Origin of the sequence: Lysinibacillus sp. OF-1 (assembly GCF_028356935.1) — a bacterium.
GTDB classification, from domain to species: domain Bacteria; phylum Bacillota; class Bacilli; order Bacillales_A; family Planococcaceae; genus Lysinibacillus; species Lysinibacillus fusiformis_D.
Window position 1 is genome coordinate 4316714 of record NZ_CP102798.1, and the last position, 14796, is coordinate 4331509.

The 14796-nt window shown below is 38.3% G+C and carries 12 protein-coding genes; 1 reads left to right on the forward strand and 11 read right to left on the reverse strand.

The genetic code is table 11. From position 1 onward, the window contains the following. Positions 1-289 precede the first annotated feature (289 nt). Positions 290-2401: an MMPL family transporter gene (locus tag NV349_RS21125; RefSeq protein WP_271911177.1), complete on the forward strand. Its 2112-nt coding sequence runs from the start codon at positions 290-292 to the stop codon at positions 2399-2401. A gap of 46 nt (positions 2402-2447) precedes the next feature. Here the strand turns inward: NV349_RS21125 and NV349_RS21130 are convergent, their stop codons facing one another. The 11 genes from NV349_RS21130 to NV349_RS21180 form a co-directional block, all read right to left on the reverse strand. After that, positions 2448-3056: an alpha/beta hydrolase gene (locus NV349_RS21130; protein ID WP_036128466.1), complete on the reverse strand. Its 609-nt coding sequence runs from the start codon at positions 3054-3056 to the stop codon at positions 2448-2450. Positions 3057-3073: 17 nt separating this feature from the next. Next, positions 3074-3265, reverse strand: coding sequence for a hypothetical protein (locus NV349_RS21135; protein WP_036128468.1), 192 nt, complete (start codon positions 3263-3265; stop codon positions 3074-3076). A gap of 21 nt (positions 3266-3286) precedes the next feature. Further along, entirely contained in the window at positions 3287-3751 is a 465-nt protein-coding gene (locus NV349_RS21140; protein ID WP_036128470.1) for a hypothetical protein, read from the reverse strand. Positions 3752-3887: 136 nt separating this feature from the next. Continuing rightward, complete coding sequence (locus NV349_RS21145) at positions 3888-4511, reverse strand: NUDIX hydrolase (RefSeq protein WP_036128472.1); 624 nt, start codon at positions 4509-4511, stop codon at positions 3888-3890. An 11-nt stretch (positions 4512-4522) separates the two neighbouring features. After that, positions 4523-5614, reverse strand: coding sequence for an AI-2E family transporter (locus tag NV349_RS21150; RefSeq protein WP_036128475.1), 1092 nt, complete (start codon positions 5612-5614; stop codon positions 4523-4525). A 242-nt stretch (positions 5615-5856) separates the two neighbouring features. Continuing rightward, entirely contained in the window at positions 5857-7554 is a 1698-nt protein-coding gene (locus tag NV349_RS21155) for a M3 family oligoendopeptidase (RefSeq protein ID WP_036128477.1), read from the reverse strand. A gap of 142 nt (positions 7555-7696) precedes the next feature. After that, positions 7697-8224, reverse strand: coding sequence for a YdcF family protein (locus tag NV349_RS21160; protein ID WP_051891773.1), 528 nt, complete (start codon positions 8222-8224; stop codon positions 7697-7699). Between the two features lie 658 nt (positions 8225-8882). Continuing rightward, the gene (locus tag NV349_RS21165; protein WP_036128490.1) at positions 8883-10625 is read right to left on the reverse strand and encodes a methyl-accepting chemotaxis protein; all 1743 of its coding nucleotides are present in this window, start codon (positions 10623-10625) and stop codon (positions 8883-8885) included. A gap of 199 nt (positions 10626-10824) precedes the next feature. Further along, positions 10825-12573 carry a methyl-accepting chemotaxis protein gene (locus NV349_RS21170; protein WP_036128492.1) on the reverse strand — a complete coding sequence of 583 codons (1749 nt, stop codon included), beginning with the start codon at positions 12571-12573 and terminating at the stop codon, positions 10825-10827. Positions 12574-12655: 82 nt separating this feature from the next. Further along, positions 12656-13951, reverse strand: coding sequence for an arsenic transporter (locus tag NV349_RS21175; RefSeq protein ID WP_036128494.1), 1296 nt, complete (start codon positions 13949-13951; stop codon positions 12656-12658). Positions 13952-14017: 66 nt separating this feature from the next. After that, the gene (locus NV349_RS21180) at positions 14018-14737 is read right to left on the reverse strand and encodes a YebC/PmpR family DNA-binding transcriptional regulator (RefSeq protein ID WP_036128496.1); all 720 of its coding nucleotides are present in this window, start codon (positions 14735-14737) and stop codon (positions 14018-14020) included. Positions 14738-14796 lie beyond the last annotated feature (59 nt).

Sequence of the window (14796 nt, forward strand, 5' to 3'; positions counted from 1 at the left end):
ATACCTTCACTTTTTTATGGATTGGAGTGGAAGGCTACTTGACTCCCGTGGGAATAGCGAGACAGGCGAGCCTCTAAACGGAGCGGTAGCAGAGGAAGCGGCTCGGCGCTCGCCCACAGGAAAGCAAGTAGCCTGCAACGGAAATCCTTTTTCACCTTTCACATAAATTCTATGGATGGTTTTGTTTTTCAACACTATGAAAGACTCCTGTCCAATATCTTTACTTTGTCACACGACAAAATGTGACACATCCTTTACACTATTTGAGAAGGGGGATGCATTAACAACTATGAAAACTTTTTCGGCATTTATTACAGCACATGCAAAAGCAATCGTAGCGATATGGCTTATTATTTTTCTAGCAATGGCTTATTTTGCTCTACAGCTTCCAGGTAAACTTCAGGGTGATGGCTTTTTTGTTGAAGCCGACCATACCTATGTGACAAATGAGCTAGCAGAAAACTTTGATCTACCATCTGATACGATTTTAATTGTCTTTGATCCAGCTGAAGATCAACAAATGAAAGACACTTTAAAAAAACTAGATAGCATAAAAGACATACATTCAATCCAATCACCTTTAGAAGACTCCTCTTTACGTAAAGATGACATTGCCTATGCAATGGTTCATTTAAAAAATGATGTGGAGAATCTTTCTGACATTGTAGAAAATGTTCGATCATTAATTGAAGAAGACGGCGTTAGCATTACGGGAGGACCCGTTATTTCTGCTGACATTAATACAGCCAGTCAAAAAGATTTAGCTTCCGCTGAAGCCATTGGGTTACCCATTGCCATCGTTGTTCTCTTATTGGCTTTTGGTACAGTGATTGCTTCTATTTTGCCAATCATCATTGGTGTTGTAACAGTTGTTACTGCGTTCGGTATAATGACGCTCCTTAGTGGTAGTGTGAATCTATCCATTTTCGTCTTAAATATTGTCCCAATGCTCGGGCTTGCTTTAAGCATTGATTTTGCATTGTTGTTTATTAATCGTTACCGAGAAGAGCGTGCGCACACCTCTATAGTCCAAGCTATTCAAACTGCTATACAAACAGCAGGGCGTTCCATCATTTTCTCTGCTGTTTGTGTCATGATAGGCTTAGGCGCTATGATCGTTATTGATGTAGAGATTTTTCACAATATCGCTCTAGGAGGTACCATAGTCGTCCTGTTAGCCGTTCTTTCTGGCTTGACACTACTCCCTGCCACTATGATGCTATTAGGAGATAAACTCAATAAATGGCGTCTAATACGCATTAAACCAGGTGGTGCCAATCGTTGGCGTGGCTTTGCAGGCTTTGTCATGAAACATCCAATAGCCATTGTAATCTCTGCTTTATTATTACTTGGCATTGGTATGCTCCCATTAAAGGACATACAACTAACGATTCCACAGGTTGACTCCTTGCCAACTAAATATGATGCACGTGCAGCATATGATAAATTAGATGAAACGTTTGGACTGGGTGAATCATCTACGTTATATTTATTAGCTGAACGAAAAGAAGGCTGGGAGGATGCTGAAGGAAGAGAGCTCATTTATGCTATTCAAGAAAAGCTATTAAAGGACTCCCTAGTAACAAATGTTTCAACAGTCTATACAGCTGCTAACATTCAAACACCTGAGGAGCTTTCTACTTCTTTAGCAATTCCACAGATTGCGGAACAGTTAAAGTCTGTAATGAATACTTTTTCAAAAGATACTCAATTATTTATCCCTATTACCATCGATGCAGCGGGCTCTTCCACTACTGCTCAAAAATTTGCCCGATCTTGGATGGATCAAGATTTAGGTGTAGATTTCGCGCTTGGAGGACCCGCTAAATTCAACCAAGAGATTTTTGATGAAATTTCGAATAAAATAGTTTTGGCTATAGCCATTATCATCATTTCCACATTCTTTATTTTAATGCTGGCATTCCGTTCGATTTTAATACCGTTAAAAGCAATTATTATGAACATTATTGGGCTTTCATCTGCGTTCGGTATACTCGTTTATATTTTCCAATATGGACATTTTGGTATTGAAGCAGGCCCGATTGTACTAATTATTCCAGTCATTGTTTTCTGTCTGGTGTTCGGCTTAAGTATGGACTACGAAGTCTTCTTAATCTCTCGTATCCAAGAAGAATATTTAAAAGGGGCAGATAATACACACGCAACAATTGATGGGTTAACATCCACTAGCCGTATTATTACATCGGCAGCGCTTATTATGATTGTTATTACAGGGGCATTTGCCTTCACAGACGTGATGCCTGTAAAACAAATTGGTGTTGGTATAGCCATTGCCGTTGCTATTGATGCGACGATTATTCGTCTTATGCTTGTGCCAAGTCTCATGAAATTATTTGGTGATTGGAACTGGTGGCTACCTTTTTCAAAGAAAAGTAAATAAAATCATTAAAATCCGCCTCCTTTAGGAAAAGAGGCGGATTTTTCAATTAAACATAGATACTGTTATACCATTCTTTTGCTGCTTGTACTTCCGGCATTGTTAGCTGATGACCAAAATTAAACCAAGCTGTCGTGACCATTGCACCTGAAGACGTTAAAAGCGCTTCTAAATCCTCAGACTCCTGTGCTGTACACATCGGATCATTCGTTCCAGCACCGATAAAAACAGGCGTAGAAGAAAGTTGAGGTAATTCTATTCCACGTCTTGGTACCATTGGATGATGTAAAATAGCTCCTGCTAATGCATCAGCATAGTGGAATAATAAGCTTGCTGCAATATTAGCGCCATTTGAATAGCCAATCGCTACAATTCGTTGGCGATCAAAGCCATATTGCTGTGCCGCCTCCTGTAAAAAGTCATGAAGCTCTTTAGTTCGAAAGATTAAATCCTCTATATCAAAGACGCCTTCTGCTAATCGACGGAAAAATCGCGGCATCCCATGCTCAAGAACATTTCCACGTACACTTAAAATATTGGCTGTTTCATCTATTTCTTTTGCCAACCCAATTAAACTTTCTTCATTACCACCCGTGCCATGTAACAATAGCAACGTCGGTTTTGTTTCATCTGTACCTTTATAAAAAATGTGTTGCACTAACAATCACCTCTCGATTATCTTGAATTCGAGATAATTGTAGCCTGTGGCAAAATTAAATTCAAGCTCTTTGACTTATTAATTTCTCGATTTTCTCGATTCGGCTGTTCCTCATGGTTTTTATAAAAATTAGTAATGGTAAAAACTGAAAATAAACATGCCACGATTAAAACAACAATTACAATTCCCACTAATTTTTTTCCGTTCATTTATGATGATCCCCCGTATGTTTATTTCTTTGTACGAAAGCCTTCTTCTAGTAAATATTCCTTTGCCGCGTCATACGTACCAAATGCCTCTTCAAGATTTTCTCCATGATACACATTCCAAGAACGTTGCTCAAACGCTAGCTGTAATTTCACACCATCTCGGCTATGCCAAATCTCTACAATCGGCTCCTGCTCTTCTACTTCTTCTGATAAATACTGAATAGAATCCTCAATAATCTCACGTAGCTGTTGCTCATCGTAATCACGGATATTCACTAATCCTTTATCAGTAGCCTCTTGCTCATAGCGTAATAAATCCCCAACAAAGACAAAGCCATTGCCATTTGGGTGAAGCTTTTCCACTACAATTGTCTTTTCATAAAGACTATCCATATAGTGATAATTTAAGCGTTTTAATGAAATCTCCTTTTTTGTTAGTCCAGAAAACGATTCAATAATCGCTTGTTTTTGTTCAAATGTTAGCATATTAAAAATGCTCCTTTTCTTTACAATCTATCTTACAGTATAACGTATTTTTTACTGTTATATCGTGTAGTTTCTAAATCATTTTTGCCCAAAAAGTAGGACAAGCTTACATTGATAGCTTGTCCTACTTTCCCTCTTATGATGTTTGATTAAATATCTTTTCGCGTGTAAATTTTATCACTTGTGCTACATACAATTCTCGATAAGGAACAAATTGCGTGGTGCCAACTGGTCTGACAATTTTCACTCGTTGACCATCAGGGAAATACTCGTACCCTTCAATATTAAGTGTTGTTGTTTCTCCCAAGAAGAAAGCCTCAGCCTCATTTAGCCTTGCTCTCACTACACCTGATACTTCCTCGTACTGTAAATCAAAGGAATCCCAATCGTGCTCGAAAGGGTATATGTAGACATGGCAAAATTCATTGTCAATCATATTTTCGGAAACGATACTACAAGAGGTCATGCCCATTTTGACAACTTCATGGACATCTATCTGGAGGCCTAATTCTTCTTTTACTTCTCTGATACCTGACTCCACAGTCTCAATCGCTAAAAGATGTCCTGCTGCTGTAATATCGAGTAAGCCTGGATAATCCTTTTTCTGTGAGCTACGTATTTGAAAATAAATATAGTCTTCATTGACAAGCCAGCAATGAAAAGTCTCATGCCAAAGCCCTTTTTCATGTACTTCTGCTCTCGTAGCTGTCCCTATTTGCTCATGCTGCTCATTAAATACCTTTACAATTTCTTGTTCCATTGTTTCGACTCCTATACTGACTTCGTCGCTTTTTTCTTAATCGCATTACGTTGATCATAAATATTGGATACGATAACCTTTAATACTGCATAAAATGGTACAGCGATAATAATTCCAATAAAACCTGCTATATTACCTGCTGCTAGAATAATTGTAATCACGGTTAGTGGATGGATATCAAGGGATTTCCCCATAACATTAGGTGTGATAAAGTTGCTATCAATTTGCTGAGCAACAAGCGTCACAACGGATACCCACACAACTAAAATAGGATCCTGAATAACTGCTACGATCAGCGCTGGCGCAAAGGCGATCCAAGGTCCGATAAATGGAATCATGTTCATAAAGAACGCGAAGATTACTAGCAGCAACGAATAGTCTAATCCAATAATTAAATAGCCGACATACATAATAAGTGCTAATAAAAAACTAATTTGCAGTTGGCCCTGAATATAAGTACGTAATACATCATCAATTTCACTTAACGTTTTCTTTACCCATTGCTGACGTTCACCACTGAAATACTTATAGATGGATGGTGCAAATTTCTCATGATCCTTCAGCATAAAAATAAAGAAAAACGGAATTAATATAGCTAATAACGATACGGACACTATGGATTGTAAAAAAGACATAAATCCTTTACTCGCCACTACTGCAACATCTTGTACTGAATTCGCCATTTTTTCAATAACATCATTTAATTGCTGTGGGAAGTTATCTTTATTTTGCGTTACATAGTCTGTTAGTTGCTGAATGCTTGTGCTAATGCTTGTACTAATCATAGGGGCATTCTTCACTAATTTATTGATCTGCTCAGCAATCGGATTACCAATAATCCAACCAAAAATCCCTACAATGGCTATTAGCCCAAATACAATCGTCAAAATACTTCCCCATCTAGGAAATCTACGTTTTTCTAAAAATCTCTGGATCGGTTCTGTCACATAATAGAGGACACCGCCAAGTAGTAAAGGGACAAAAATAGCTTTTAATATGATGACTAATGGTGAAAAAATCCAATGAATCTCTATAAAATATTTAATGATTAGTAGTGTAATTAATATCCCTACACCTACTTGAAACCAAACTTTCCTCGTCACTTTTATTCACTTCCTTTTTTCACAGTTACTGAAAATACTACTGATATATTACCCATTTCGCAAGTATCCTAGTATTTTTAAACAAAATCAATGATACTACTGGACGACATTGCTACATGCGCACAGCTAAGCCATGCGTCCAGATTTTTCGAATTTGCTTGAAAAATCAACTTTGACAAACTAAAAAATTCGCTCACTTCCACAACGCTTAGCATGGAAGTGTAGCGAATTTACGTAATCAATTATAGTGAAGAATCGTCTACTGAATTTAAGTATTCCTCAATTTCCCCGATAACCGATTCAACACAGCCATCTTCAAATGGTGAAATTAAACCTGCCTCTTTTACCAGCTTTGTAAAGGACATAGAACCACCTAAGCCACATAGATGAATATAGTCTTTCCAAGCCGATTCAAATTCTTCACGTGAGCGTTTCCAGAACTGGAATGCACAAATTTGGGCTAACGTGTAATCAATATAATAAAATGGACTTGCATAAATATGACCCTGACGTTGCCATATGCCTCCAGCCTCTAGGTAGCTGTTATGATCATAGTCGCGGTGTGGTAAATATGTTTCCTCAATTTTTTTCCATGCTGCTTTACGTTCAGCCGGCGTCATTGTTGGATTTTCATAAATAACATGTTGGAACTCATCTACTGCAACACCATATGGTAAGAATAAAAGACCACTACTTAAATGCGTAAATTTATATTTCTCTGTATCCTCTTTAAAGAACAACTCCATCCAAGGCCATGTGAAGAATTCCATACTCATCGAGTGAATTTCACAAGATTCATAGGTCGGCCATAGATACTCTGGAATGCCAATGTTACGGCTTGAATAAACTTGGAAGGCATGTCCTGCTTCATGTGTTAATACATCGATATCACCTGACGTACCGTTAAAATTCGAGAAAATAAATGGAGAATGATAGTTTTCAATAAATGTACAATAACCACCACTCTCTTTCCCTTTCTTCGCTACTAGGTCCATTAAGTCATGGTCAATCATGAAATTGAAGAATTCTCCTGTTTCAGGTGATAATTCCTCATACATTTTCTTACCATTCGCCACGATCCACTCTGGATCTCCTTTTGGAGCAGCATTACCTGATAAGAAGTTGAATGCTTCATCATAGAATTTAAAATCTTCAATTCCAATACGCTTTGCCTGACGCTCATATAGCTTCGTTGCCACAGGTACAATTAAATCACGAACCTGATCACGGAATTTTTGAACCATTTCCGCATTATAATCAATACGATTCATACGAACATATCCTAGCTCAACATAGTTGTTATAGCCTAGTTTAATCGCAATTTCATGACGTACTTTTACAAGCTCATCATATAAACGATCGAAATCATCTTCATGCTTCGCAAAGAAACCGAAACGGGCATCAGTTGCTGCCTTACGTGTTTCTCGATCAGTTGATTCTGCAAACGGACCAAGCTGAGCAAGTGTTAATGTCTCCCCATTAAAGTCAATTTGTGCAGAAGCTACAAGCTTATTATACTCAGAAACAAGCTTGTTTTCTTTTTGCATTAAATCAATAACTGCTGGTGAAAAACCCTTAATTTGATAGCTTGCAAGGTCAAATAATTGTTGACCCCACTTCTCTTCTAATTGCTCACGGAATGGTGAATCAATTAATGCTTTATAATATTCAGTCGTTACTTCTTCTAGCTCTGGGCCTACTTCATCGAAATAATCGCGTTCTGCTTGATAAAATTCATCATTCGTATCGATTGAAGCGCGAATGTATACTAAGTTAGCCATTGTCGCAAAGTCATTACTGATGGCATTTAGCTTCTCAATTACACCACTTTGCTCATCTATTGATTGTGCATGTTTAAATTGCTCGATAAGTGCTAATTGCTGTTCTTTCATCGCTGCCACATTTGGACGGCTATACTGATAATCTTTAAACGTTGTCATTGAAGTCCCCTCTTTCTGTCCTATACCCCGTGATATTTCTATTATATGCCAAATGGAACCTATTAAGAAACAATTATCTATTTTTGTAGTGGTGTTTTTTACGAGAAAGCACTAGAAATGATTACGCCTCAATGAAAGTACTTTAATAGCCAACAATATACGTTTTTAATAAAGCGGCTCTTTCTCTCAATCTTAGTTTAGCTTCTACTGACTTTGGTGTTTCGGCTGCGACGACATCCACTTCGAAATCTAAAGTTTCTGCTAAATACTTGGCGCGTTTCAAATGAAAGTCATTTGAAACGATGGTGATTTTCTTTGTATCTTTCGGTAATAGTTCTTTGGAAAATACTAAATTTTCATAAGTGGACGTAGACTTGTCCTCGACGATAATCCTTGTAGCCTTGATACCGTTCTGTTCTAAATATTCTTGCATAACAGATGCCTCTGTTTGATCTTCATCAGGTCCTTGCCCCCCTGACACAATGACCTTAACATGAGGGTATTTTGTTAAGTATGGAACTGCCACCTCTAATCTACTCTTTAATGAAAGTGATGGTACACCACCCGCCTTTACTTTTGCCCCTAGTATAATCATATAGTCAGCAGAGCCTTTTGCACTTGGTTCAACACCCTGCTCTATTTGTTTTCCCAACCAAATATAAAGAACCATTCCAATGCTTACTAGAAGTACACTTCCTCCAATTACCCATTTTTTCACAAATCACCCCTCCTTTACCTTTTATTAACGCAGCTAAAGAAAAAAGGATGCTTGTTGACCAAGCATCCCATAGTGTTGAAAAACAAAACCATCCATAGAATTTATGTGAAAGGTGAAAAAGGATCTCCGTTGCAGGCTACTTGCTTTCCTGTGGGCGAGCGCCGAGCCGCTTCCTCCGCTACCACTCCGTTTAGAGGCTCGCCTGTCTCGCTATCCCACGGGAGTCAAGTAGCCTTCCACTCCAATCCATAAAAAAGTGAAGGTATTCACTACTCTTTTATGGAGGGGTGTTGTCACACATCACTTCTCCACATTGAAAGTAAGAGGCTATCCTCTCTTATAATATAAATAATGGGCTATTTTGTTCAGGAAAAGACACTTTTGCAGAATGGCTGATTGGAGTGGAGCCAGCGTCACTCCTAGGGGATTTAGCGTCACAGAGGAGACCCTGGAGCGAACGCAGTGAGTGAAGCGGCTCATCAGACGCCCCCTGGAAAGGACGCTGGCGGAACGGAAATCAACCCCTCGCCTTACAAAATTGCTTATTATGCCGTTGACATTACCTTTTTTCAACAACATGGGATGCTTGTTGACCAAGCATCCTGCATAATTATCTCAATATAAAGCGTTTAATAGACTCCTGTAAGGCTGATATTTCATCAGTTAGATCATTGGAAGACTCACTAACAAGCTGGATTGCTCGTTGCTGCTCATCTACAGACGCTGTTACCTCTTCAGATGCAGCAGCATTCTTTTCACTAATCATTGCAATGCTTTCAATCGACTGCATAATAACATTCTTGGAGCTATTTAAATATTCTACACCCTCTGCCATATCTCCTATAATGGCTATTATTTTTTCAACAGCCAATTTAATTTCTTTAAAAGATAACGCTGTCACCTGAACCGAATCATTTTGCTGATGCACAATAGCATGCGTTTTCTGCATCTCATCATTGACTAACTTCGTTTCACTTTCAATCCCCTTTATAGTGGTGCGGACGAGCTCTGTCGCGACTGATGTTTGATCCGCAAGCTTACGTACTTCTTCTGCAACAACTGCAAATCCTTTACCATGTTCTCCCGCTCTTGCGGCTTCAATAGAGGCATTAAGAGCCAGTAGGTTTGTTTGGTCGGAAATTTGCGTAATTGTCTCTACAATACCTTCAATTTCATGCACTTTGACTATTAAACTGCCAAAAACAGATTGAATGTTCTGAATAATATCGAAAGATTCCTGTGATGTCTCTTTTAAACTATCTAGATTAACGAGACCTTCTTCATTTGATTTTTTCATATGCTGTGATGCATCCAACATTAAATCATTTTTATCGTGCAATCCTTCAATTTGCTGAGCAAACTCAATAGCTGTTCGATTTGTATCCTCCGCATCTGATGCTTGCTTGACTGCACCTTTAGATACTTCATTGATGGCTTTGACGATTTCGTCACCATAGGCATCCGTCTCTTCAGCCACTGCTGTTAGGTTCGCTGATGTCGATTGTATTTCTACAATCGCTTCCTCCACATCTGAAATAAGCGTTTTGAGTTGATTTACCATTTCATTAAAGCCCTCATTTAATTGTCCAATTTCATCTGAACGCTGTAAATGCTCAATCTCTACAGTTAAATTCCCTTGCGCTACTTCTCGCACACGCATCGATAATTTTTTAACTGGTAATGCCAGATGTCTAGATACTAAAATGACTACGATTGTCCCGATAATAATCGCACCCACTAATGTCACACCAATCACTAACAATAAAGAATTTGCCCCTTCGTTAAAATCTTGCATATATGTACCTGATGCGATTACCCATCCCCAATGTGGATCTTTCTCCGAATAAATAATTTTATCTGCTAAGACATCCTGACCTGGTAGCTCAAATTCATATACTGTAAAACCACCACCAGCAAGAGCTTTTTCAGTCACTTCCCGAATAAAATAATTTCCGCTACTATCCTGGTCATTCCAAAGATTATCCCCTTCTCGCGTTGGATGTGTTGTTAATGTCCCCTTATCATCCAATACATAAATATAGCCATATTCTCCTAAATCACCAGGATAATTAATAGGGCGTTTCCCTTCGCTATCTTTAGGTCCAAGAAACGCCTCACGTACTCGCTCCTGTGCAACTTCTAAAGGAATGTCACCTTTTTCAACACTCTCATTGGCAAGCTCAATTATTTGCAAAGCTGATTCTACGCTATTGTAAAGTACTTGCTCACCAATTTCCTCCATGCCATTCTTAGCCTTACCGTAGCTAACTATACCAATTATTAAACTTGGAATAATCAGTATTGCTAATGAAATAATAATCAATTTCCCCTGTATTGAACGTAAAAACCTCATACTTTAGCCCCCCTATTTCGTTCAACAAATATTACTTTATATTATGTTATGGTTTGAAAGTTTTCACAATGGGTAAAACACAAATTATTTTCTAATTTCCCTTAATATGGTTTATTTAGACATTTACACACTACTATCTCCTATTAAAAAACTATTTTTCTACAAGACCTATGCTTATAGAAAAATAGTTTCAAGGTCATCATAATTTGAATGTATTAATCGTATCGATAACTTCTTTAGATGTCTGATCTAAAATGGTTACAACTTCATTTAATTCCGAAACCATTGCTACTTGTAAGTCAGAGGAAGTTGCAACTTCCTTTGTTCCTAGCACACTATGCTTCGCAATATCATTCATTTGCTCTATAGTAGCTAATATTTCCTCAGAGCCAGCTGACATTTCCTCGATCACAGCTGAATCATCTTGAATTTTGTTATTTACCTCAATGACTGATTGCAATATTTGCTCTAAGCTTACACCAATATATTGCACCGCTTTATTGCCTGCTTGTACGTCTACTGTACTGCTCGACATCTCTTGCAATGCTCGATCTGTTATTTTCTTAAAGCTTTCTAAATGCATGTGTATTTCGTCAGCTGATGATTTAGACATCTCTGCAAGTTTACGTACTTCGTCCGCCACAACCGCAAATCCTTTACCTGCTTCCCCAGCCCTCGCTGCTTCAATCGCCGCATTCAAAGCAAGTAAGTTTGTTTGATCGGCAATACTCGTAATGATCGTCACCATCTCTTCAATAGAACGGAACTTCTCGCCCATCTCCTCGACATGATTAGCTGTACGTAAAACGGAGGCTTCTACATTTTGAATTTGTGATACAACTTCTTGTGAATGACCAACACTTGTTTCAACTAGACCCGTCATAGCTGAAGATGACTCGGCAATTTCAGACGTAGTATCAGCTAGACGTTGAATACCAATCGACATTTCGTTCATCGTTAAGACAACCTCTTGATTGTTTTGCTGCTGCTGCTCACTCCCCGCAGCAATTTCGATAATACGATCCGCAATTTGAGCGTTTGATGTTTCCACATGATGAGTTGTCTCATCAATCTTTTGAACGACACTTTGTAAAGCTAATGTTCGTTGTTGAATCGTGTGGAATGTTTCTTTTAATCTTTGTAGAGACTCCTTAAAGGATTGAGCAAAAATAGTAATCTCATTTTCTCCTGTCAATTGAATTTCCTCTACTGCCATAGATGCCTTAGCAATATCTCCTTGTGCAAAGTTTTGTGCGGCAACACCTAAATTTGTTAAAGGCTTCAACGCTCGATTGATATAACGATACATAATAAACATAACAAGTCCTATTAAAGCTAATATAACGACAATTAAAGCAGGTAAAATGGCTGTTAGCACAGCATTTGTCACACCACTTACCTCTGTTGCCTCTATATCTACCCCTACAAAGGCAACAATATTTCCTGAGGCATCTTTCAATGGCACAGTACCTGATAAATAATCGCCAAAATCGCTATGTAAAATATCGGAGTAGTAGTTCCCCGTATCCATTACCTTTTTTAAATCTTTATAATAGGTGGAAGCAGATTCATCTCCTATAACGCCAGCATTTTCTTGATCATCTACTGGCATACCATCCACTAAAAATCGAACCTTTTTATCTTCCTTTGGGACTGCGAAAGTATAGGCATACAGAACCCCATTTATTTCACGCAATTCATTGAGTTCTTGCCTTAGCTGCCAATATAATTCAGATTCCTTTGGGTCCTGTGAGAGTTGTTCATATTCATCTGCGTTCAAACGTTTTGCAATATTCTCAGCAACTGCAACTGCCTGTGTTCCCATTGTTTTATTAACAGATGATTTCGCTGTATATATCGTTGTTACAATGAAAAAGGCTAACAAAGCTAATAGCATAACAAATGACATTAGCACAATTTTATTACTTAATTTACCTGTCGCTCGCATACTTTCCTCCTTTAATACGCTGATATATTAATATCTTACTATTACTTATTGTACTATTTATTTCACTATTTCGACAATATAACTATGCTATTATACTTATCCAAAAAACTAATGCTAGTAAAGTAGCGAGCAGTGTTGGAATTGTAAGAATGATGCCGATTCTAAAATACTGTCCCCAGCTAATTTTAATGCCCTTTTGAGCCAATATATGAAGCCATAATAATGTCGCAAGTGAGCCAATCGGTGTCATTTTCGGACCTAAATTTGTGCCAATAACATTTGCATAAATGAGCCCTTCCTTCATCATACCAGTTGCACTTGTTTCAGAAATGGCTAAGGCATCAATCATAACAGTAGGTAAATTATTCATCACTGCAGACAAAATTGCCGCAACAAATCCCATCGTCATGGTTGCCACTACAAAACCATGCTGTACCGCTTGCTCTAGTAAACTGGCTAGCAATCCTGTCATCCCTACATTTTTTAATCCATAGACCACCACATACATACCAATGGAAAAGAACACTATATTCCACGGCGCTCCTTTTATGACCCTCTTCGTATCTACAACCTTACTACGCTGTGCAAGCGATAAGAAAATAGAAGCAACACCGCATAAAACGAAGGATACAGGAATGTGTAGAACTTCACCGACCACGAACCCTACTAATAGGATGGCGATCACATACCAAGCTATCGAAAATAAGCGAGGATCTCGAATTGCCTGCTTTGGATGCTCAACCGCCTCAAGAGAATAATGCTGTGGAATGGACCGTCGAAAAACAATATACAGTACAACAATACTGGCCACTAAAGAAAAGAAATTCGGTACAACCATATGAATTGCATACTCTATAAAGCCGATTTCAAAAAAATCAGCTGATACAATATTAGTTAAATTACTTATTACAAATGGTAAGGAAGTTGTATCTGCTATAAAACCACTTGCCATGATAAACGGAAAAATCATTTTTTCAGTTAAATTCAGTTTTCTTACCATTGCTAACACAATGGGAGTGAGTATTAAAGCCGCTCCATCATTAGCAAATAGGGCCGACACAACTGCCCCTAGGCAAGCAATATAAACAAATAACCGAATTCCGCTTCCCTTCGCAAGTCGTGCCATGTGCAGAGCTGCCCATTCGAAAAAACCAATTTCATCTAAGATTAGCGAAATTAAAATAATGCCAATAAATGATAACGTCGCATTCCAAACAATTCCAGTTACTGCTAACACATCATGCCAGGTAACTACACCCATTAGTAAGGCAATCGCCGCCCCTATACAGGCTGACCAGCCGATAGATAGTTTACGTGGTTGCACTATGACAAAAAATAATGTGACTAAAAATAAACTAATGGCTAAAATACTCTGCATCGTTTTCCTCCCTAATTAAAAACCAGTAGCTAATTTGCTACTGGTTTACTCACTTCATTTATCGATTTATTCGCCCAAATCTGCATTGTGGAAGACATTTTGTACATCCTCTAAATCTTCTAATGCATCGATTAGTTTTTCAAACTTAGCTACATCATCGCCAGTTAAGGCAACTTCTGTTTGAGGTAGCATAGAAAGCTCTGCTACTGTAAATTCTGCAACCCCTGCAGCCTTTAACGCTTCTTGTGTCGCAAAGAATTGATCTGGCTCCGCATAAATAATAACCGCGTCATCCTCTTCTAAAATATCGCGAGCATCAAGATCTGCTTCCATTAAAATTTCAAGTACTTCATCAGCCGTTTTACCTTCTAAGCCAATAACTGCAGTTGAATCGAACATATAAGCGACAGATCCACTGACACCCATGTTCCCGTTATTTTTACCAAATGCCGCACGAACATCTGATGCTGTACGATTCACATTGTTTGTTAAAGCATCCACAATAATCATTGTGCCGGCTGGTCCAAAGCCTTCATAACGTAATTCATCAAAGTTTTCATCGCCGCCACCTTTTGCTTTATCGATGGCTTTTTCTATAATATGTTTTGGAACACTGTATGTTTTTGCGCGTTCGAGCACTACTTTAAGTGCACGGTTTGACTCTGGATCTGGTTCGCCTGATTTAGCTGCCACATAAATTTCTCGCCCGAATTTTGCATTAATACGGCTTGTGCTTTGATCTTTAGACGCTTTCTTTTCTTTAATGTTGTTCCACTTACGACCCATTGTTTCCACTCTCTTTCAAATATAAGTTTATAAAAATGATAGACACGCAGTTGCACATC